The 22,329-nt window shown below is 56.5% G+C and carries 16 protein-coding genes; 10 read left to right on the forward strand and 6 right to left on the reverse strand.

From position 1 onward, the window contains the following. Positions 1–277 precede the first annotated feature (277 nt). From BM155_RS07180 to BM155_RS07195, 4 genes are all read right to left on the reverse strand, one after another. Positions 278–2,632 carry a TonB-dependent receptor gene (locus BM155_RS07180; RefSeq protein WP_074902081.1) on the reverse strand — a complete coding sequence of 785 codons (2,355 nt, stop codon included), beginning with the start codon at positions 2,630–2,632 and terminating at the stop codon, positions 278–280. 650 nt (positions 2,633–3,282) lie between these two features. Then, positions 3,283–4,302 (reverse strand): FecR family protein, encoded by a 1,020-nt coding sequence (locus BM155_RS07185; protein ID WP_074902083.1) that lies wholly within the window; start codon positions 4,300–4,302, stop codon positions 3,283–3,285. Continuing rightward, entirely contained in the window at positions 4,302–4,847 is a 546-nt protein-coding gene (locus BM155_RS07190; RefSeq protein ID WP_074902085.1) for an RNA polymerase sigma factor, read from the reverse strand. Before BM155_RS07190 ends, BM155_RS07185 begins: the two co-directional genes overlap by 1 nt. Before the next feature lie 196 nt (positions 4,848–5,043). Next, entirely contained in the window at positions 5,044–7,791 is a 2,748-nt protein-coding gene (locus BM155_RS07195) for a TonB-dependent receptor (protein WP_074902088.1), read from the reverse strand. Positions 7,792–8,096: 305 nt separating this feature from the next. Here BM155_RS07195 and hppD point away from each other — a divergent pair, with 305 nt between their 5' ends. The 7 genes from hppD (at position 8,097) to BM155_RS07230 (ending at position 16,634) form a co-directional block, all read left to right on the forward strand. Next, on the forward strand, positions 8,097–9,182 hold the full coding sequence (gene hppD, locus BM155_RS07200) for a 4-hydroxyphenylpyruvate dioxygenase (RefSeq protein ID WP_067150138.1): 1,086 nt from the start codon (positions 8,097–8,099) through the stop codon (positions 9,180–9,182). 1 nt (position 9,183) lies between these two features. Further along, positions 9,184–9,744 carry a VOC family protein gene (locus tag BM155_RS07205; RefSeq protein ID WP_067150141.1) on the forward strand — a complete coding sequence of 187 codons (561 nt, stop codon included), beginning with the start codon at positions 9,184–9,186 and terminating at the stop codon, positions 9,742–9,744. Further along, positions 9,741–10,748, forward strand: a complete 1,008-nt coding sequence (locus BM155_RS07210) for a fumarylacetoacetate hydrolase family protein (protein ID WP_067150144.1) — start codon at positions 9,741–9,743, stop codon at positions 10,746–10,748. Before BM155_RS07205 ends, BM155_RS07210 begins: the two co-directional genes overlap by 4 nt. Before the next feature lie 285 nt (positions 10,749–11,033). Further along, a complete protein-coding gene (locus BM155_RS07215; RefSeq protein WP_139223175.1) occupies positions 11,034–12,284 on the forward strand; it encodes a hypothetical protein in 1,251 nt (416 codons plus the stop codon). Between the two features lie 15 nt (positions 12,285–12,299). Continuing rightward, positions 12,300–13,409, forward strand: coding sequence for a hypothetical protein (locus tag BM155_RS07220; RefSeq protein ID WP_074902095.1), 1,110 nt, complete (start codon positions 12,300–12,302; stop codon positions 13,407–13,409). 39 nt (positions 13,410–13,448) lie between these two features. Next, positions 13,449–14,555 (forward strand): hypothetical protein, encoded by a 1,107-nt coding sequence (locus tag BM155_RS07225; protein WP_074902098.1) that lies wholly within the window; start codon positions 13,449–13,451, stop codon positions 14,553–14,555. A gap of 306 nt (positions 14,556–14,861) precedes the next feature. Next, entirely contained in the window at positions 14,862–16,634 is a 1,773-nt protein-coding gene (locus BM155_RS07230) for a DUF885 domain-containing protein (RefSeq protein ID WP_074902101.1), read from the forward strand. A 221-nt stretch (positions 16,635–16,855) separates the two neighbouring features. Here the strand turns inward: BM155_RS07230 and BM155_RS07235 are convergent, their stop codons facing one another. Further along, positions 16,856–17,179, reverse strand: coding sequence for a hypothetical protein (locus tag BM155_RS07235; RefSeq protein ID WP_067150160.1), 324 nt, complete (start codon positions 17,177–17,179; stop codon positions 16,856–16,858). Positions 17,180–17,823: 644 nt separating this feature from the next. Between BM155_RS07235 and BM155_RS07240 the strand changes: the two genes are divergently transcribed. Beyond that, on the forward strand, positions 17,824–19,032 hold the full coding sequence (locus tag BM155_RS07240) for a CynX/NimT family MFS transporter (protein ID WP_074902104.1): 1,209 nt from the start codon (positions 17,824–17,826) through the stop codon (positions 19,030–19,032). A 25-nt stretch (positions 19,033–19,057) separates the two neighbouring features. On the opposite strand, the gene BM155_RS07245 is transcribed toward BM155_RS07240, so the two are convergent. Further along, complete coding sequence (locus tag BM155_RS07245; protein WP_074902107.1) at positions 19,058–19,489, reverse strand: GNAT family N-acetyltransferase; 432 nt, start codon at positions 19,487–19,489, stop codon at positions 19,058–19,060. A 2-nt stretch (positions 19,490–19,491) separates the two neighbouring features. On the opposite strand from BM155_RS07245, the gene BM155_RS07250 reads away from it, so the two are divergent. Both BM155_RS07250 and BM155_RS07255 read left to right on the forward strand, forming a co-directional pair. Beyond that, on the forward strand, positions 19,492–20,046 hold the full coding sequence (locus BM155_RS07250) for a tRNA-uridine aminocarboxypropyltransferase (RefSeq protein WP_074902109.1): 555 nt from the start codon (positions 19,492–19,494) through the stop codon (positions 20,044–20,046). Positions 20,047–20,136: 90 nt separating this feature from the next. Continuing rightward, positions 20,137–22,329, forward strand: a complete 2,193-nt coding sequence (locus BM155_RS07255) for an OsmC domain/YcaO domain-containing protein (RefSeq protein WP_067150172.1) — start codon at positions 20,137–20,139, stop codon at positions 22,327–22,329.

Below are 22,329 nucleotides of genomic sequence, written 5' to 3' on the forward strand. Positions count from 1 at the left end.
AAAGGGGTCCGGCCGCGAACGGCCGAACCCAGAGTGCTACGACGATGCAAGAGAAGATGGACTCGGTATCGCCGCCACTGGCCATTGTACGCCGGGCCATCCTTGGCCTCCGGCGGGGCGCAGTGGCGACATGCGCTCAGCAAAATGCAGATACATTCGCGCGTGTGCCGCCGCCGCAGAGGCCTCCGGACGGCGGGGTGGGCGCGGTGACCAGGTGCAATGACATCCCTGTAACCGCTGTCTTGTCATACCCCTGCGCGAATAAATCCGCCACTGATCAGAAGCGATAGGCAAAACGCAAACCGGCCTCCCGAGACGGCGCCCAGGTATAAGCGGTTTCCACTCCGCCGATAAACAACTCCTGTTTAATGCCCTCGTTGGTCAGGTTGTTTCCATATAGCTCTGCGGACCAGCTGTCATCGGCGCTGTTGTAGGTCAGGCTCGCGTCGAATTTCGCGTAGGCTTCCTGCACGTCGAAATCCTTTTCACCCGGATCATCGGGTCCGTAGGTGCCTGCGGGACGGTCGCCGCGGTTTTCGTAGGTCAGGTAGGTTTCCGATTGATACGTCATGCGAATCCGCGGTGTCAGAATGGCACCGTTGTCGAGCGATATATCGTGTTTGTACGAAATGTTCAGGGTCAGCTCCGGCGCGTTGGGTAGGGTATTGCCGGAGAAATCCCAGAGGTCGTTTTCGCAGGTAGTGCCGGCGCCGGGTCCGATGGCGCAGGAGTTCCAGTTCAAGCCGGCATCGCTGTTAAAGTTGGTTTCCTGACCATCGTACTCGTCATAGGTGGCATCTAGCACCGAGCCGGTGACGCTCAATATGCCGTTTTCGGTCACGGCGTAATTCATGGTGAATTCCAGCCCCTGTATGGTGGCGGAACCCGCGTTGGTCTTGGCCAGGCGCGATTCTCCGGTTTCCGGGTTAATTATCGCCGATGTCACCTGCATGTCGGTGTAGTCCATCAGGAACAGGTTGGCGTTCAGCGTCATGCGGTTGTCCAGCAGTGTGGATTTAATCCCCAGTTCCAGACTGCTGTTTTCTTCCGGCTGTTGCACCAGCTCGCTGTTTCCTGCGATATCCGGATTTTCGTTGGTATTAGTGGGACTGGCATCCTGGCCGTCCTGCAGAACACCGGATTTCCAGCCGGTGGCGTAGGACAGGAACACCATGACATCTTCGTTGATGTCTTTTTCCAGACGGGCGAGGTAGGTGGTGTTGTTCCACTCGTCCTTCATGTCGTTGATCTGGCGGTAGTAACAGCCCTGGCCGCCATCGGCGACGATTTCGTCGCGGTTGGCAAAATCAATCTCAATAGGGCCGGGGCCGTGGGCGTAGGTACAGTCGATACTGCGGCCACCCTGGTCCTGCCGAGTGTCGTCGGTATAGCGCAGGCCGGCGGTGGCGCGCCAGGTGTCGGTTAGATCCAGCGTGCCCTGCACATAGGCGCTGCGGGATTCTGTGCTGCGGTCTGCCTGCTGGAAGGAGGAGAGGGTCACCTCCTGGTCTTGCGGGGTAAAGCCCCAGCTGCCGTGCAGCATGTCGAAGCGGATATCGTTTTCCTCTTCGAAGGCGTAGAGGCCCGCGGTCCAGCGGAAGCGGCTGTCGTCGGAGTTTTTCAGCTGAATTTCGTGTGAAGTGGCGCTGTGCCCGGAGGAGACAGTGTTGCGGGTATCCCCTTGGTACTGGTTGCCATACAACTGGCTCTGGGACATATCGGTAAAGCCACCGATATAGCTCAGCATCATGTCATTGGCGAAGGTGTAGTCCAGCCGGGTGCGGATGGTGTCTGTCTCCAGGTCGATAGAACCGGGTGCGGTGGCGTCGTTGACCCTGTCCTCGAAGTCTGTGCTGGGTACATCGCCGGTGCCTTTGTTGGCGAAGTATTCATAGGAAAGGAACCACTCCAGGTTGTCCGTGGGACGGAACATGGAGCTGGCGCGGAAGGATGAGAGATCCTTGGTACCGTACTCGTCTTCTCCGGCGAAGGGATTGCCCTCGGCAAATTCGGTTTCGCCGTCCTGCTGGTCAGTGACGCCGGCAAATCGCACTGCCCATTGATCGTTAATGGGTGTGTTGAGCATAAAGCGCAGTTCACGCCGGTTCCGCTCGCCGAGAGTGGCACTGATGGAGCCGGCAAATTCATCTTCCGGCTTGGCTGTAATCAGTGACACGGCGCCGGCGGTGGAGTTGCGGCCGAAGAGGGTGCCCTGGGGGCCGCGCAGAACTTCCACCCGCTCCATGTCGTACATCAGCGCGGTGGCGCCTTGGGCGCGCGCGGCGAAAACACCATCGGTATAGAAGGCGACGCCGCCGTCACCGGCTTCCGTTTGGTCGATGGTGCCCTGGCCCCGAATAAAGATCAGTGGTACGCCGTGGTCGCCGTTAGAGCGGATCTGCAGGCTGGGCGCCATGCCGCGCAGATCAAAAATATTGGTAACGTGGTTTTCTACGAGGGTGTCCTCGTCAAATGCGGAAATCGCCAGCGGAGTTTCCTGCAGGCTGGTGGCGCGCTTGGTGGCTGTGACCGTGACTTCTTCCAATTCGTATGCCATGGCGCCAGCGGCCTGGAGGGCCACAGTGGACGCGATCACCGCGGCCAGTTTTTTATTCTTGAACGAATCGCTCATTCTTCCTCTCCGTTTTCTCCTTGATTGCGCACATTTATTGGAAAATTTCTTGCTAGTTCATCGCTGTGCACAAAGGTGAAACGGACAGAGGGATCAAATCGTCTCCCCCAATTCAATTTTTTTTGTGATTTGACGCGTGAATAAACTCTAGGAAACCTCTGATTAAGTCACTTTTTGGTGGCAGAGGTGCTTCGGGGCGGATGTGAAGCTCAGGTGTTAGGACGGATATTTCGAAACCGTCGGATACAGGGATGTATCCGTCGGAGCTACAGGGAAGCACTCGTGCGTTTTGGAAGTGTCCGTCCTATTGCCTGAGCGCCCCGGAAGCTACCATAGTGTTCACGCGAATTAATCAGAGGTTCCTTAGGATTGTTTGTCGGTACTGCAGGTAACTAAGTGCGTGGTTTCGGCAGTGTTATCCCGTGATCTGCTCAGCTTGGAAAACGTCAGTATTTTATGGGCTGAGTCAGGGGCTACTTAATCAGCGCCGTGTGAAAATGCAAAAAAAAGGCGGCTCCGGATTGAAGGAGTGCCGCCTGCGCAGAAAAAGGGAAAAGATACTTTGGGAATCTCTCAATCGTTTATTAATTTATATTATCTGAGCGCCCCGCAATCAAGCGCGGCACTCGGGCGAAATAGTCAGAGAGGCCCTAATGGCCAATGGCTCGCGGCCAGATTACGATGCGGTTGTCGGCCTCGCGGTAGACATTCACCGGCAGGGATTCCTCCAGCATGTCGATCATCGTCTCCACCTGATCCACGGAAAAAGCCGTGGTGACTCGCAGGTCTGCCAAGTGCGGCGCGCCGAGAATTATTTTTCCTTCCCGATAGCGGTTGGCATCGGCCACCACTTCAGCGAGGCGCGCATCCCGGTATATGAGTTTGCCGTTGCGCCAGCTCGCCAGAGTATCCGCGGGAATCTGCTGTACGCTGCCGTCACCCTGCGCGCTGATCGCGATTTGCTGGCCGGCGAGAAGGCGTACTGTGGAGTTGTTATCCACAGCCTGTGATGTGTGCGCGCCGGGAGTGACATCCACAGTGCCTTCCTCCACCGAGACTTTTACACCTCCAGCCGCCCGGTGCACATCGAAGCGGGTCCCGACCACTCGAATAGTGGCGGTATCCGCCTTGACATAGAAAGGACGGGCTTTGTCCGCAGCCACCGAAAAAAAGGCCTGGCCTTTTAACAGCGCGACATCGCGGCGCTGTTCGGAAAAAGTGACTTCAATCTGTGAGTCGGCACCGAGGGTGACTTGACTGCCATCCGCCAGTGACAAAATGCGGGTCTGCGCGATTTCCGTGTGGTAGGTTTCCAGTGGGGCAGTGTCGCGGTGGCTCAGCAATAGTCCCGCGGTTGTTACCAGCACCAGGGCCAGGGCGAATGCCGGCGCTGGCGTTAGCGCAGTGCGTAAAAGGTTACCCAGCCGGGCTTGCCAGCGCGGGCCCCGGTCTTCCTGCGCGCGCAGGCGGGCGCCTTCCTCGGTGGCGGCAATTGCGATCAATCCCCGGCAGATTGCTTCCAGCTGCCGGTAGCTCCGGCGGTGCGCCGGCGCTTCCATCCACTGCGCGAATTCGGCTTCTTCCTGCGGGGTGAGCGGGCGTTCCTGCCGAAGCATAAACCACTCCCGTGCCCGGTCATCCACCTTTTTCTGACTGCGCCCCTGCGCCATTACCAGTCTCCACCGTTGGCCCTGAGTTCTGCCTGGCAGGCCGCCAGTGCCTTGGCCACATGTTTTTTTACAACGGTTGCCGACAGGCCCTCTCGCCGCGCGATTTCCGCGTAGGAGAGGCCGTCGACGCGGTTCATCAGCAGCAGCCGGCGCCGCTTTTGCGGCATGCCCCACAGGGCGCGGCTGATCAATTTCAACAGTTGGCGCCCGGTGGCAATCCGCTCGGGGCTCACAGCGTCTATTTCCCGTTCCGGGTCTTCCAGCGCCGACTGCGCGAAGTTGCTGCGCACTTGATTGCGCCGCAGCAGGTCGATGGAGGCATTGTTGACCGCGCGGTATAGAAAAGCGCGGGCGTTTTCCATCTCCGCTGTATCGTGCAGTGGCGCAAACCGGGCAAAGGCCGACTGCACCACGTCTTCGGCCTCCATTTCACTGAGGCCGAATTTGTGGGTCGCATAGCGGCACAATTCCCGGTGGTGTTCCCGGTAATAATCGCCCAGGGCTTTGTTATCGGTCGCCAACGGGCGGTTCCACGCGTGCAACATGGAAGCTTGTCACCATTTATCTTCTCTCCGGGGACCCCTGCGGCACTGTGGCCGATCCCCTGTATCGCCTTATTGTTGTTTCGGTGTCTCCGCTATCCGGAGACCCAGTTGTTGTTATTGTTTGAATGAAACGCACGGCCCCCGGCAATCGTCCCCCCCTTGGGATAAAAATTTTTTTCGTGCCTTTGCCGGATTGTCAGAGCTCCACACCCAGGCGCAGGCCAAAGGTGCGCGGGGGCGCCAGGTAGAACTCCGGTTGCGACACTTCTGGGGTTTGTACATCGTAGCGGACCAGTTCGTCGGTAAGGTTCTCGCCGTAGAGCTCCATCCACCAGTGGCCGGCGGGCGGTTCTATGCGCACAGAGGCATCCCACATCCAGTAGGCCGGCTGATAGTCGACAATGGCCGCGGGACCGTTGGGGTCTTCCACCCAGAGCCCGCTGCTGTTGTCCAGCAGCAGACCGCTGCGCTGCTCGCGGTTGGCTTCATCGAAGTAAATGCGGTCGGAATAGCGCACGCCCAGACGCGAGGTAAACCGCGCCACGTCCGGCACCGTGACGCTGTGGGTGTAGTGCAGGGCGAAACTGAGTTCCGGGGCCTGTTTGAGCTGGTTGCCACTGAAATCGACTTGATCGGGAATTTCGGCGTTGCCGGTGCTGGGATTCCAGGTCTGTCCGTAGCCGGGAAAATCATTGTCGATAGCGAGGAAGTGATCGTAACGGGCGTCGAGCAGAGAGAGGAAACCACTGAGGCGGCCGCTCAGGCTGGTGGCCCAGTTGAGCTCCAGTTCCATGCCGCGGATTGTGGCCGAGGCGGCATTGGTACTGTGTATGCGCTCGAATCCGAAGTTGTCCACGGTCACGCCGGAAACCTGCAGATCGCGGTAGCGAGTATTGAAAAGGGCGCCGTTGAGGGTCATGGCGTTGCCGAGGAAACTCAGTTTGAAACCCAGTTCCAGATTAGCGCTGGTTTCCGGTTCCACATAGGCGCGCGCATCCGGATCGTCACTGTTGTTGGTGGCGATGAGTTCGGTCAGTGCGGCGCGATAGGCGGGATCGTCGGTACCCGTGTATGCACCGGCCAGGCTGCCGCCGTCTTGAACAATGCCGGGCTTGAAGCCTTCCGCGTAGAGCAGATAGAGCAGCGCTTGCTCGTTGAGATGGTACGAGAGCCGCGCCATGACCGTAGTGCTGTTCCAGGACTGAGACACGTCGTTGTAATTGGTGACGAAACACTGGCCCTCGGCGGCAGAGTCCTGATTTACCGCCACCTCGCCCAATACGCCGCCGCGGTCGGAGCGGATTAGGTCGGGGCAACCGATGTTGCGCCCGCCGCGGTCGTAGCGCCGGTCGCGGCCGCTGCGAGCGCCGGCGGAAAGTTGCCAGCGGTGGGGAAGGTCTATATCCACTTGGCCGTAAACCGCGCTCAATCGCGATCCCCGGTCGGGCTGCTGGAAGCTGTGCGAGGGAGCGCCGCCCCAGCCGCTGCCGTCGGCGCTTTGATGCTCCAGGTCGAAGCGGATGTCATTGTGCTCGGCAAAGTCGAAATAAGCGATCAACCAGCGCAGAGGCACATCGTCGCTGCTCTTTAGCTGCAGTTCGTGCTGCACGGATCTGTGGTGAGCCCAGACGGTGTGGTTGCTCTGGTGATATTGCAGCGGATCGGTTTCACTGCCGAGCGCGCCGCTGCGGTCGCCGTCCCAGATTTGGCTGCGGTGCATGCGGCTGTAACCGGCGATGTATGTGAGACCGACCCCGTTTTCCAGCGTCCAGTGCAGGCGGCTGCGGACAGTGTCCTGCGCCAGGTCGGTGGCGCCGGGGGTGTCCAGTAACACAGGCGTATCGTGGTCCGCCGCCGGCAGACTGCCGGCGCCCCGATCTTCGAAGCGCTCATAGCTAGCCCACCAATTGATGCCATCGTTCACCTGCCAACTCGAACTCAGCCGGACTCCCAGGCGGTCGGTGTTGTTGTAGCGGTCGGACGATTTGACGAAGCGGGAGCCGCGGGCGGGCTCGGTATAGCCGTCGGCTTCGTCCGAGGCAAAGGCGGCGCGCAGTGCCCATTCTCCGGCGAGCGGCAGATTTACAACGCCGTTCAGCTTGCGGCGCTGATAGTTGCCGAAGGTGGCGCTGAAGCGGGAAAAGGCCTCCGCCTCCGGGCGCGCCGTGTGATAGTTGATCACTCCTGCGGTGGCGTTGCGCCCGAACAGGGTGCCCTGCGGGCCGCGCAGTACCTCCACCCGGTCCAGATCGTATAACAAGGCGGAAGAGCCCTGGCTGCGGCTGCTGTAGATGCCGTCGATGTGTGTTGCTACGCCGGAGTCCCCGGCCTCGGTATAGTTGTCCGAACCGATGCCGCGCAAATATAGCATTGACGCCGTGTGGTCGCCGTTGCGGGTGGCCGCCAGGCTGGGGACCAGCTCTGCGAGTTTGAACAAGCTATCCGCTCGGTAGGCTTGCAGTTGTTTGGCGCCGATAGCGGTCACTGTCATGGGGGTTTCCTGCAGATTGGTGCGCCGCTTGCTGGCAACCACCACCACTTCATCCAAATAGGGTTTTTTTTCCTCGTCCGCCGTGGCCGGTTCACGCCGCGATGCCTTTACCGGTGCGGGGACAAGCACCAGCCCCTGATCGTTGACCCGGCGGAAAGTCAGGCCGGAATCCCGCAGCAGGTATTCCAGTGCTTCCCGCGCCGCCATCTCCCCATCCAGTGGCGGAGCGTCGCGCGCCAGATCCAGCTCCGACGATGCCAGTACCGCAAGCCCCGACTGGCGGGAAAAGGCCAGCAGTGCCTGGCTGAGTGGTTGAGCTGGGATGGAAAAGCGGTGGAGCGCGCACAGAGGGCCGTTCGGACAGGTCTCCGCGGCTGACAATGTATCGCTGCCGAGGCTCAGAAATGCCGTCAGCAGAAGAGGAAATCCGGACCTGAGTAGGGGCGCAAGCATGGGCATCATTGCCGGAAAGAGGCGGGCCGGAGAGGCCGCAGATAGGGCGGGCCGCCGACGCTATTTATTGTTATGCGCGTTTCATCGGCGATCAAAAATACACCAGTCGGCGGGCACAGATCAACCGTGCGGGGTGAGTGGAGGCATGTCTGGTGACTGAAAAGTGTCAGCTGGTACTACCGGGAGTCATTGCTTGACATTGGTTTCAAGTGCAACTAAGTTCGTTGCACTTGAAACCAATGGTGATGCCACAGCCGGTGGCGCGAAATATAGCAATAAACAACCAGAGAAAACCGGAGGTCCAAATGGCCGATTTGTTTGAAAACCCCATGGGGCTGGACGGCTTCGAGTTCGTGGAATTTACCGCGCCGGAGAAGGGCATACTAGAGAAGGTCTTCGCGGCCATGGGCTTCGAGAAGGTTGCCCGCCACCGCTCTAAGGATGTTGAGCTCTGGCGCCAGGGCGATATCAACTTTATCACCAATTACGAACCCGGCAGCCATGCCGATTACTACGCCCGCGAACACGGCCCCTCCGCCTGCGGCTTGGCCTTCCGAGTGAAAGATGCCAAATTTGCCTACGAGAAGGCGATTGAGAAGGGCGCCCAGCCGGTGGAAGTGGAAACCGGCCCGATGGAGCTGCGCCTGCCCGCCATCAAAGGTATCGGCGGCGCCACCCTGTACCTGATCGACCGCTACGAGGACGGTGCCTCTATCTACGACATCGACTTCCACTGGATCGAGGGGGTAGACCGGCACCCCAAAGGCTGCGGCTTCCACACCCTGGACCACCTGACCCACAATGTCTACCGCGGCCGCATGGAATACTGGGCCAAGTACTACGAAGATCTGTTCAACTTCCGCGAGATCCGCTACTTCGACATCAAGGGCGAATACACCGGCCTGCTGTCCAAGGCCATGACCGCACCGGACGGCAAGATCCGCATTCCGTTGAATGAAGAAGCGGCCGGAGGCGGCGGTCAGATTGAAGAGTTCCTGATGCAATATAACGGCGAGGGCATCCAGCATATCGCTTTTGCCTGTGATGACCTGGTGGCCTGCTGGGACCGCCTGAAGGAGCAAGGCATGGAGTTCATGCCCGCGCCGCCGGACACTTACTACGAAATGCTGGAAGAGCGCCTGCCCGGCCACGGCGAGCCCACTGAAGAATTGCGCAAGCGCGGCATTCTGCTCGACGGTACCACCGAGGGTGGCCAGCCGCGTCTGCTGCTGCAGATTTTCTCCGCCAATATGCTCGGCCCGGTATTCTTTGAGTTTATCCAGCGCAAGCAGGACGAAGGCTTTGGCGAAGGCAACTTCAAGGCCCTGTTTGAATCCATCGAGCGCGACCAGCTTCAGCGCGGCGTGATCGGAGAAAAGAAAGAGGCCTGATATGGCGATCAAACGCATACACCACGTGGCCTACCGCTGCCGCGATGCCAAGGAAACGGTGGAATTCTACCGCGACCTCCTCGGTATGGAATTCATGCTCGCCATCGCCGAGGACAAGGTGCCCTCCACCGGCGAGCCCGACCCTTACATGCACGTATTCCTGGATGCGGGCATGGGCAATGTGCTGGCCTTTTTCGAACTGCCCAATTCCCCGGAAATGGGTCGCGACGAAAATACGCCCAAGTGGGTGCAGCACATCGCTCTGGAAGTGGAGAGCATGGACGAACTGCTGGCGGCCAAGGAAAAACTGGAAAATGCGGGTATCGATGTAGTGGGCCCGACCAACCACACCATTTTCCAGTCGATCTACTTCTTCGATCCCAACGGCCACCGCATTGAGCTGGCCGCCAACACTGCCGAGCCGGGCATGCACGAAGAATTGAAACGGGTGGCGGAAGACATGCTTGAAGAGTGGTCGCGCACCAAGAAAGCACCCCGGCACGCCGCCTGGATGCACGGCGATGCGGAGTTCAAAGCGAATAAAAAAACGGAGGCACCGTGAAACTAGCCAGTCTCAAATCCGGCCGCGATGGCCAGCTGGTGGTTGTCAGCAGCGACCTGCGCCGCATGGCCCCGGCTGTGGAAATCGCGCCGACTCTGCAGAGTGCGCTGGACAACTGGAGCGAGGTTTTCCCCAAGCTGGAGAAGCTGCACGCACAGCTCGAAAGCGGTGAAATTCAGGGCGAAGCCTTCGACCAGACCCAGTGCCACTCGCCGCTGCCGCGCGCCTATCACTGGGCCGACGGCAGTGCCTACGTCAACCATGTGGAACTGGTACGCAAGGCCAGGGGCGCGGAAATGCCGCAGAGTTTTTGGACTGACCCGTTGATGTACCAGGGTGGTTCCGATACCTTCCTGGCGCCGCGCGAACCGATCCAAATGCCCCAGAGCGAGGGCTTCGGTATCGACTTCGAGGCGGAGATCGCCGTCATCACCGACGATGTACCCATGGGGGTGACCCCGGAGCAGGCGCTTGGCCATATCAAGCTGGTGATGCTGGTCAACGACGTCTCCCTGCGCGGCTTGATTCCGGGCGAACTGGCCAAGGGTTTTGGCTTTTACCAGTCCAAACCCTCCAGCGCTTTCTCTCCCGTGTGCGTTACCCCGGAACAGCTGGGTGACAAATGGCGCGAGGGCAAACTGCACTTGCCGCTGATGTCCTTCCTGAATGGTGAGAAATTCGGTGAGCCCAATGCCGGCGTGGATATGACTTTCCACTTTGGCCAGCTCATCGCCCACGCCGCCAAAACCCGCAGACTCGCCGCCGGCACCATCATCGGTTCCGGTACCGTGTCCAACAAACTGGACGGCGGCCCCGGCAAGCCGGTATCTGAAGGCGGCGTCGGTTATAGCTGCATCGCCGAGATCCGCATGATCGAAACCATCGACAAAGGCGAACCCGTAACGCCTTTTATGCAGTTTGGTGACCGGATTGCGATCGAAATGCTGGACGAAAACGGCCAATCCATTTTCGGACGCATAGAGCAGATAGTCGAACAGGCCTGACGCTCTCTGCCGGTAAAAAAAGCCACCGATTTCGGTGGCTTTTTTTATGCACTAAGCAAAGTCGTACAAATTAGCGGCACTGCTTTATCCGTACCAGCTAAACAATTACTGGCGCAGGCTGGCAATTAGATATTCATATATCAGCCTTAATGTGAAGCTGCTCAAAAAAATCCGCACCCACTGCACCTCTGATTGCTGAAAATTTTCCCCTAAGGTATTTTGCGCCACAGCCAAGACGGCGGCGAATTTAACACGAAAGTACAATTTTACGATAAGGATATTGTTATGGGACAAATGCAGCCCCTGCAATCAACTAATGCCTTACAAGCCTGGGGTAATACCGGCAATGGCCGCGCTATCTTCGCCAACGGCGCCCATCGCCAGCTCCTGGATCAGGTTCTTCAACTCAGCCGCAAACCAAGTAGCGAGGGTTTTTACGCTCAGCAGCTCATTCGAGGTGTCAACAGCCTGCGCGCCTCCGCCGCGCCCTTAAACAGCATGCTCAAGCCCAGGCACCCCACCCGGCGTCTGCTGGTGGCGGGTCACTTTGAGATTGAGTATGAGTTAAATAACTACTACGGGGACTGCCAGACGGATATTGAAATTGTGGATATCCGTTTTATTGGTAGGGAGGCAGAAGCGAGAAAGCGACCGGCGCTTTGGCGGGTGAAATATGATGCCGAAATCGATGAATGGAAAACAGATAGGTTGCCCCGATATAACTTACAGCCTACCAAGGCGCAACCTGGCAGCAAGGATAAGCCCATTAAGATTGGTATTAACGGCAATGGCCAACGGTTAGAAGAGGCTGCAGAAACTCTGGGGGACCATATCGCCCGCGGTAATAAGGATAAATACGGCGACTATCAGCTGTTTTATGTCCCCTCATCCAGCGGCGCCCCGGCAGGGGATTGGGTAGCCATCAGGTCTCTGGGATTGCAGGGCACCGATGAGCAGCGCCTGGCCTCGCGCCTATTGGCCCTGCATATGTACGAAGCCCACCGCCAGAAGCTGCATGTGGAATGGACCGCCCACAGCCACGGCAGCTGGGTGCTGACGGAAGCCATGCGCCAGCTGGCGCAGCGGAAAATCGATCTGCAACAGCGGCAGAAAATCTTTTTCAGCGACGCCACTGCCAGCCATCTGGTGGCTGACCGTAGCCGACACGCCCTCAATATGGATACCAGCGACAGCAGCTGGCACAACACAGCGCCGGGGGTGGCGCAAATGATTGGTGGTCTTCAGCTCGGTACGGCACCAGCCCGGTCCCTTGTTGATGATCTACGTCATCGTACAGATAAAAATGAGCGGCTGGAGGTGGGGCTCGGTTTGGCATGGGATTTCCTTAACCGAGGCATGTTCGCGTATGGGGTAGCGAGTGTGATTATTGGGGCTGCGGCAGGTATTCCAACGAGTCTGGCGATGCTGGGGGCCGGCGTGGCTATTGCTTCCTTGCCCGGCGCCAAGAGCAAATACTATACAAACCCGGGACGGCAGCTTGGTGCCTGGCTAAGCCGTTTCCGCCGCAACCGTTAAAACAGGACTCTAGCTATGCTATTTGGCAGCGAACAAAATCCCAAAGGCCCCGGCTGGCGGCGGTTGCGTAAAGTTGAGAAGGATTTGTCCGGTACCCGTGTACACTTTCTGGCACCGCCTATGCGACTGCCTGTACACGGTCGCCGTGGGTTAGAGGAACAGGCGGACAGCTTCGATCTGGATTCCCCGGATATCTATATCCCCTATGCACCCTGGGACCCGGATAACCCGGAAAAGGATATCCCGGGGGACCCCAAAACCTACAGCGCCAAGATCTGGCTCAGCGGCTGGAATTTTACCGGCCGCCCCATATTGGATGGAGACAGTATTGGTGATCTGGTGCTGAAACTGGATGTGCTGGAGGCGCGCAACCTGCCGGTCAACGCCAGTCTGTTCCGGCGCGAAGACCTGAAAGATCTGGCGCAGAGCTTTTTGATCAATCCATCCTATTTGGGGAGCTACCACCGCGGTCACTCGGAAGGCTACGATCCCCATGATCTTACGGACTTCCTTGGCCTCAATCGCGAGCAGTGGCCGGACTATCTGGGCCCGATCAACAGCCAGTGGTTGGAACGTAACGGCAGTGAGTGGCTCTACTTTGAGGTACAGCCGTTATGGGGCGGTTCAGATAAGTTTTACTGGTTGAGTCCTATTGGCCATCAACGCTGCTTGCTAGCCCTCTTTATGGTCAAACGGCGTATACACAATGCCGGCAACCCCTACCGCCGCGCCATGCGCTCGCCACTCACCAATTACCGCCAGCTGATGGAAAATATAATGGAGACCATTACAGTGGAACTGTCAGAGGCGGCGCGGGAGGAGCAGCGGACGGTGCACAATCCAGAGGGGGAATATCCTTTGCTGCACTGCAGCGAGCAATTGGTGAAGGAGGCCAAGCATACCCTCTATATGTGGAGCGGGGCAGAGTACTGGGAGAAGGGGAAAGAGCGGGGAGATGACCACCGGGCCCCGAAAGAGGCGGTGGCGGCGTTTGTCGACGAACGTATCCAGCCTCGCCCCCTGCCGGGCAATCTGGCCATAGGACCGGCCTACCTTAAAAACTCGGAGATCAATACCGCACCGGACAGCTCCGGTCAGGGCCCGCTGTCCATCGAAGGGCAGTAGTTGCCCGCGATACGGAAAGGTGCGGATTCAGGGAAATATATGCTGTTTGGCAGCGAACAAAATCCTAAAGGCCCTGGCTGGCGGCGGTTACGTAAAGTCGAGAAGGATTTGTCCGGTACCCGTGTACACTTTCTGGCGCCGCCTATGCGACTGCCTGTACACGGTCGCCGTGGGTTAGAGGAACAGGCGGACAGCTTCGATCTGGATTCCCCGGATATCTATATCCCCTATGCCCCCTGGGACCGGGATAACCCGGAAAAGGATATCCCAGGGGACCCAAAAACCTACAGCGCCAAGATCTGGCTCAGCGGCTGGAATTTTACCGGCCGCCCCATATTGGATGGAGACAGTATTGGTGATCTGGTGCTGAAACTGGATGTGCTGGAGGCGCGCAACCTGCCGGTCAACGCCAGTCTTTTCCGGCGCGGAGACCTGAAAGATCTGGCACAGAGTTTTTTTGTCAATGAATCCTATTTGGGGAGCTATCACCGTGGCCGCTCAGACAGCTACGATCCCCACGACCTTACGGACTTCCTCGGCCTCAACCGCGAGCAGTGGCCAGATAACCTGGGCCCGATCAACAGCCAGTGGCTGGATCGCAACGGCAGCGAGTGGCTCTACTTTGAGGTACAGCCGCTGCGGTTTGGTTCAGATAAGTTTTACTGGATGAGCCCTATCGGCCACCAACGCTGTTTGCTGGCGAAGTTTATGGTCAGCCGGGATCTGTTTAATGCAGGCAATCCCTACCGCCGCGCTATGCGTTCACCGCTTACCAACTACCGCCAGCTGATGGAAAATATAATGGAGACCATCACAGTGGAACTGTCGGAGGCAGCGCGGGAGGAGCAGCGGACGGTGCACAATCCAGAGGGGGAATATCCTTTGCTGCACTGCAGCGAGCAATTGGTGAAGGAGGCCAAGCATACCCTTTATATGTGGAGTGCCAAAGGGTATCGGGAAAAAGGTAAAGATCCCAGAGGAGATCACCGCGCCCCCAAGGAAGCCGTAGCCGCTTTTATTGACGAGCGCATCCAGCCTCGCCCCCTGCCGGGCAATCTGGCCATAGGACCGGCCTACCTTAAAAACTCGGAGATCAATACCGCACCGGACAACTCCGGTCAGGACTCACTGACTATCGAGAAGTAGCCAGCAGACTTAAGGAGCCTCTGATTAAGTCGCTTCCTGACGGTAAAAATTCTTTGGAGCTAGATGAGAAGTTCAGGTGATAGGATGGCCATTTCGAAACCGTCGGATACAGAGATGTATCCGTCGGAGTGACAGGGAAGTACTCGTGCGCTTTCGCAATGGCCATCCTATTGCCTGAGCGCCACGGAACTAACCAAAGCGTTCACGCGAATTAATCAGAGGTTCCTTAGGTCGAACAATAACCGCCGCGCGCCGCACCGTGGTATTGTTGCTTGCAAACAAGAAGCACGACCACGGAGATACAAGATGGCGTCACGGCTCATCAAGTTACTTACCTCGATCACCATCGCCACCTGCCTGCTGGCCCCCGTCACCTGGGCCGCCACTGCCACGGAACAACTGCAGAGCATTCTCCACGACCACTGGCAGTACAGTCTTCGGGAAGATCCCATCACTGCCGGGCGTATGGGCACTCCCGATTACAATGACCGCCTGCCCGGTGTTTCCGCGCAAGATCGCGCCCGGCGCCTGAAGGCCGAGCAGGAATTCCTCGTGCGCCTGAAGCGGATAGATGAAACACAGCTGAGTCAATCCGATCGAATCAACCGGGAACTGCTAACCTGGGTACTGGAAAATTCCATTGAATCCAGCCAACTCTATCTGGATCGTATTCCCTTCAATACCTTCTACAGCTTCTGGGCCGCCGCTCTGGAGGCCAATAACGGCCTGGCGATGAACAGGGTAAAGGACTATGAAGACTACATAGCGCGCATAAAAGATTTTGGCCGCTATTTCGATGAGAACATCGCCAATATGCGCCAGGGCATAAAAGACGGCTTTGTGCAGCCGAAAATTGTTGTCGAGGGTGTGGCACCCACGGTGCGCGCTCAGGTAAAAAAAGACCCGAAGCAAAGTAGCCTTTATACGCCCTTTGAAAATTTTCCCAGTGCTATTTCTCCAAAAGAGCAGCAGCGTTTGCGCCGCGCCGGTGAAAAAGCCATTGCGGAAAGTGCCATACCCGCGTTTGCACGCCTGGCTGACTTTCTGGAAACGGACTATTTGCAGGCCGCCACTGACAGCATTGCCGCGGAGGCCTTGCCTGGTGGCAAGGACTACTACCGCCACACGATCAAAACCTATGTCACCCTGGATATGGACCCGGCGGAAATCCATAAGATAGGGCTTGCGGAAGTAAAGCGCATCCGCGCGGAAATGGATCAGTTGATCAAAGAATCGGGATTTAAGGGTAATTTCGCCGAATTTACCCAATTTCTGCGCAGTGATCCCCAGTTCTACGCCAGGACACCGAAAGAACTGCTGAAGGAAGCAGCTTACGTCGCTAAGAAAATTGACTACCAGCTGCCGCAATTTTTCGGAAAACTCCCGCGTCTGCCCTACGGCGTAGTGCCGGTGCCGGAGGAAATCGCTCCCAACTACACCACCGCCTCCTACAATCCCGCCGCCATTGGCGGCACGCGCGGCGGCGCCTACTGGGTGAATACCTATGCTCTGGACCAGCGCCCTCTGTACGAACTGCCAGCCCTGACCCTGCATGAAGCTGTTCCCGGCCACCATTTGCAGGGCGCCCTCAGTCAGGAACTGGAAAATGTGCCCGCCTTCCGCCGCAATCTTTACCTGAGCGCCTTTGGCGAAGGCTGGGGACTCTATGCCGAGCGTCTGGGTAAAGAGATGGATGATGTCTACACCACTCCCTACGAGCACTTCGGCCGCCTCAGCTACGAAATGTGGCGCGCCGCCCGCCTGGTAATCGACACCGGCATTCACTCCCAGGGCTGGACCCGCCAGCAGGCCCTCGACTTCCTTGCCGACAACACCGCCCTGTCAAAAGCCAATGTCCGCGCCGAGGTGGACCGCTATATCTCCTGGCCGGGACAGGCGTTGTCTTACAAGATGGGGGAAATCAAAATCCGCCAGCTGCGGGAGAAGGCTGAGAAAACACTTGGAGATAAATTTGATCTGCGGGCCTTCCACGATGCGGTGTTGGCCAACGGTGCTTTGCCACTGGAGTTGTTGGAGGAGCAGATAGAGCAGTTTATTAATCGAACACAGAAGTTGTAAAAGCCTAGGGAACCTCTGATTAATCCGCGTGAATACTATGGTAGGTTTTGGGGCGCTCAGCCAATAAGACGGATATTTCGAAAACGCACGAGTACTTCTCTGTAGCTCCGACGGATACCTCCCTGTATCCGACGGTTTCGAAATATCCGTCCTATCACCTGAGCTTCTCATCTAGCTCCAAAGAATTTTTACCGTCAGGAAGCGAATTAATCAGAGGTTCCCTATTTTTCCCATACCGCAAATTTAGCGTTTGAAGTAGAGCCCATAGCTTTTATAATATTCTCCATCGAAGCTCCGCTAAATTGTGTTTCCAGCACATTAAAAATAGCATTTATATTTTCCGTGCCGCCAGGCATTAAGGTTGGTTCTTCGCAATCTTCTTGAAAGATTACCCACCATAGATCTTCCGACCAGGGGCCCTCGTCAGAGGTGACTATTTCTATTTTTGAAACATTGCTCCAAATGATTTCCTCTTTTGAAGCTTTTGGAAAGCCGAAGGTGGCTCCATTTTCGGTTAGCTCAAATACAGGCGTGTTTTCTTTCATTTTGCGGCTAAAAATAAGTTTGTTGAGAAAAAATCCGTTAATGAAAATGTGTGTAGTTAATGCGCTTACAAACAGGATTAGTATATGCCATGGCGATCCGAGAAAATGTTCCGCTTTACTTGATATATACGCCTGTAATCGCAGAGAAAATGATTGACGAAGAAAATAATAATTTATGAACTAAATCATTCATAATTGGCGTATAAAAATTTGGTAAAATTAAGTGGTTATATATTGTTCAGGGGGTTATGCGCAGGTATACAATGCCATATCGTTAAAATTGCCATAAAAATAAGTCTGCTTGTCGATGTGTCTCGTTGAAATAAGGCATTAAAAGAACTCATCAATAAACTTTATTTTTATTATTTGGCTAAATTTTTTATTACAGCTACCCTTGAAGCCAATGATATAGCTGTTTTCAATAGAGGCAAAGCATCGCTGACTGATAATCCAGGTTTGGCATTGTATTGTGCCTGGGGCTTTGGTTAATTATCTTCCTGGCGAAACAGAGGTGCCTACCCGGGTTATAGGCACGACGAACAAGATTTTATGAGTCCCGCACCAGTGTTTTCCCTATACAATGCCCCGCAGTCGAAGCTGAGTCAGCTGTCGCTATTACCTGCCCCTTTCGCCCAGGAGATGTTATGCACCATCCGATTAAAGGTCCTTTCGATGGCCGCCCCCTGATTTTTTCCCTTGCTGTAGCCGCTATTCTGCTGGCAGCCGCAAATCTGCGTGGGGGTATCGTTGTGGTCGGGCCCTTGGTTGAGGATATCAAGCAGGGGTTGGGGCTCAATGCCAGTGTTTTCAGTATGTTGACCACTTTGCCGTTGATCTGCTTCGGTGTTATTTCGGCGATAGTGCCGGCACTGACGCGGCGCGTCACGCCGCCGATTCTGGTCTTAGGTGCGCTGTTGGTGATTGCGCTGGGCGCCGGATTGCGGGTGGTGCCGGTATTGTTTGTAATTCTGTGTGGCACCTTGGCCCTGGGTTGTGGGATTGCTCTGCTCAACGTGCTGATTCCGGGATTGGTAAAGGGCTATTTCCCGCGTCAAACTGGCATTATGACGGGGCTCTATTCTGTGACGTTAAGCTTCGGTGCGGGGCTGGGTACCTATCTTGCGATACCGATGCGTGACGCTTTCGCTGATTGGCGTGCACCGATGCTGTTGTGGGCGCTGCTGCCGCTGATCTGTCTGCTGCCCTGGCTATATCTACTGCGGGTGCATGTCCATACCTATCAGCCGAAAAGAACCGGTGTGCCGCTGTGGAAGAACCCACTCGCCTGGGCAATTACCGGTTATATGGGATTGCAGTCCACTTGCTTCTACTCCTTGGCCACCTGGTTGCCCTTAATGTTGTTCGACGCCGGCCTGGATGACCATTACGCGGGCACGCTGACCTCCTTGATAAACCTGTTTGCCATTCCTGCGAACCTGCTGACACCAATTGTTGCGGCCCGCATGCGCGATCAACGTCTCCTGGTATTGGCCATCGCCGCACTGGCGATCACCAGTCTGACAGGTCTGCTGCTGGCACCGGCGCTGGCACCGCTCCTCTGGGTTGGCTTGATCGGTATTAGTGGCGGCGCAGCGCTGAGCCTGGTGCTGACACTCTTCGCTTTGCGCAGTGAAAATACCACTCAAGCTATGTCCTTGTCGGCGATGGCGCAGTCGGTGGGGTATTTGATTGCGGCCACTGGCCCTTTCGTTATCGGGGCGCTATACGATTTGAACAAAAGCTGGTTGATACCTCTGTTGCTGTTACTGCTGTTACAACTGGCTCAAGGGTCGCTCGGTGTTGTTGCTGGCCGGCCGGGGACGCTCACCAGCTGGGGAGAGGGGAAGACTTAATCCCGTTTTGGGGATAAAGGGGCAGTTATGGATAGTGCATCAAAACAATATCCCGACCCTGCCGCCGATAGGTGTGAAATCTATCGAGAATCGCCGATGGCTGTCCGCCGATATCTTCCTCTACAAACCCCAAAGACTGGTAAAAGGGCACTAAGTGCCGGTAGGGGAAGGTAAAGGTTTGATTGTCGAAAGCCTTTGCCATTTTACTTAACAGCAGACGGGCAAGGCCCTGGCCCTGGTAATCCGGTGCCACGGCTACGCCCGCCAATAGTTTCCCTTCTGTTAATAGCCTAAGGCAGCCGCAGGCGATAATTTCCTGTTGCGCGTTTTTGATTACTGCACAGGGATCATGGCGGCGGGCTTTGCCGCGGAATTTGTGGCTGCGGTAGAATTTGTTGGCCAGGGGGATTTCTGTCTCGCTGAGCCAGTGCGCTGAAAAATTCTGAATGTTACTCATCTATGCCGCGTGAAATCTGCCCAAACTGCCAGCGCCCGCCGAAGGTCTGTTACTGTAGTGCGCTGGTCCGTATTGCCAATTGCATTAAGGTGTTGATCATACAGCACCCATTGGAGCAGAAGCACCCATTTAACACTGGGCGCATGGCACATCTGTGTCTGGAAAACAGTGAATTGGTGGTGGCGGAGAAGTTGTCCGAGGATGAACTGGCGCAGCTATTGGCACCCAGCTCGGGCCTGCTCTATCCCTCCCTGGGCTGGCTTCCGCCTGTGGCGCCGGCGGAGCGCAGTGAGCTGGAACAGTTGGTAGTGATCGACGCAACCTGGCGAAAGTCGAAAAAAATTCTCCACCTGCATCCGGTACTGCAGCGTTTGCCGAGAATCAGCCTCGAAGGGGGCTTGAAGTCCAATTACCAGATCCGCCGCTCCTCGCTGGCTAACAGCCTCTCCACCCTGGAAAGTATCGCCATGGCCATGCAGCAACTGGAGCCGGCGCGGGATTTCCAGGCCATGTTGCAGCCGTTTGAGAGGATGGTTGCATTGCAAAAGCGGTTTTGAAAAACCGCGAGACGCAGCACCTCAAAACCGGGATAATGCCGCGTTTTGGCCCTTCGGCCAGCCAGACTTTTTCAGCCCGGTAGTACTGCAATGGAAATCAAGGTCAATTTTCTCGAAAACCTGCGCCTCGAAGCCAAGTTTGATGACTTTACGGTAATCACCGACCAGCCTATCCGCTACAAGGGCGACGGCTCCGCCCCCAGTCCCTTTGACTACTTCCTGGCTTCCTCCGCACTCTGCGCCGCCTATTTTGTTCGCGTTTACTGCCTTTCACGCAATATTCCGACGCACAATATCCGGCTTTCGCAGAACAATATTGTCGACCCGGAGAACCGCTATAACCAGATCTTCAAGATCCAGGTGGAGTTGCCCGAGGATATTTCCGAGAAAGACCGGCAGGGCATACTGCGTTCGATTGACCGCTGCACAGTAAAAAAGGTGGTGCAGACAGGACCCGAGTTCCAGATTGAGGTGGTGGAGAATCTGGACGAAGATGCCCAGGCGCTGCTGATGGCCAGGCCCGATAGCGGGCAGCACACGGTGATCGAGGGCAAAGATCTGCCGCTGGAGCAGACCATCGCAAATATGACCGGGATTCTGGAAGAACTCGGTATGAAGATCGAAATCTCTTCCTGGCGCAACATTGTGCCCCACGTCTGGTCACTGCACATCCGCGACGCGGCTTCGCCCATGTGCTTTACCAACGGCAAGGGTGCCACCAAAGAGGCAGCCCTGTGTTCCGCACTGGGTGAATTTATCGAGCGGTTGAATTGCAATTTCTTTTACAACGACCAGTACTTCGGCGAGGAAATTGCCAATGCCGAATTTGTCCACTATCCCAATGAAAAGTGGTTTACACCGGGGCCGGACGACGCGTTGCCGGAAGGCATTTTGGATGAGTACTGTCTGGCCATCTACAACCCGGACGGTGAGCTGCAGGGCTCCAACCTGATCGACACCAATTCCGGCAGAGCTGATCGAGGCATCTGCTCTCTGCCTTTCGTGCGTCAGTCCGACGGCGAAGTGGTGTACTTCCCCTCCAATCTTATCGAGAACCTGTTTCTCAGCAACGGCATGAGTGCGGGAAATACCCTCACTGAAGCGCAGGTGCAGTGTTTGTCGGAAATTTTCGAGCGGGCGGTGAAAAAGGAAATTATCGAAAAGGAAATCGCATTGCCCGATGTGCCCCGAGAAGTTCTGGAAACTTATCCGGAAATCCTCGAAGGTATTGAGGCACTGGAAAAGCAGGGCTTCCCGATTTTAGTCAAGGACGCTTCATTGGGCGGCCGCTTCCCGGTGATGTGCGTCACACTGATGAACCCGCGTACAGGCGGTGTATTTGCATCCTTTGGTGCGCACCCGAATTTCCGGGTGGCACTGGAGCGCAGCCTTACGGAGCTGATGCAAGGGCGCAGTTTTGAGGGGCTGAATGACATGTTGCCGCCCACCTTTAACAGCCTGGCGGTGACAGAGCCCAACAATTTTGTCGAGCACTTTATCGATTCTACCGGTGTAGTTTCCTGGCGTTTTTTCAGCAGCAAACAGGATTACGAATTCTGCCAGTGGGATTTTTCCGGTACTACCGAGGAAGAGGCGGATCGTCTGTTCGGTATTCTCAAAGAAATGGGCAAAGAGGTGTACATGGCCGTCTACGAGGACCTGGGCGCGCCGGTGTGCCGGATTCTGGTGCCGGGCTATTCCGAGGTGTATCCGGTGGAGGATCTGATCTGGGATAACACCAACAAGGCCCTGGATTACCGGGAGGATATTCTCAATATCCACCGACTGAGCGATGCTGAGCTGGAAGATTTGGTCGAGCGCCTGGAGGAAAGTCAACTCGACAACTACATGGACATTATCACCCTGATCGGTATCGAGTTCGACGAGAATACCGTCTGGGGCAAGTTGACAATTCTGGAACTGAAGCTGCTGATCTACCTGGCCTTGCAGCGGCACGAAGAAGCGTTGGAGCTTGTGGAGCAGTTTTTGCAATACAACGACAATACCGTGGAGCGCGGCTTGTTTTACCGCGCGATGCAAGCAGTGCTGGAAATCAGCCTCGACGATGCGCTTGAACTGAGCGACTACCTACCCAACTTCAAACGAATGTTTGGCGAGGAAACCATGGAAGCCGTTGTCGGATCGGTGCAAGGTACTGTGCGCTTCCACGGGCTGACACGCACCAATATGCAGCTTGAAGGCCTGGATAAACACCTGCGGCTGATCGAAAGTTACAAGAAGCTGCATGCGGCGCGGGCCGCAAAGCGACTGGTGCGCACATAA

It is taken from the genome of Microbulbifer thermotolerans (assembly GCF_900112305.1).
Classification (GTDB): domain Bacteria; phylum Pseudomonadota; class Gammaproteobacteria; order Pseudomonadales; family Cellvibrionaceae; genus Microbulbifer; species Microbulbifer thermotolerans.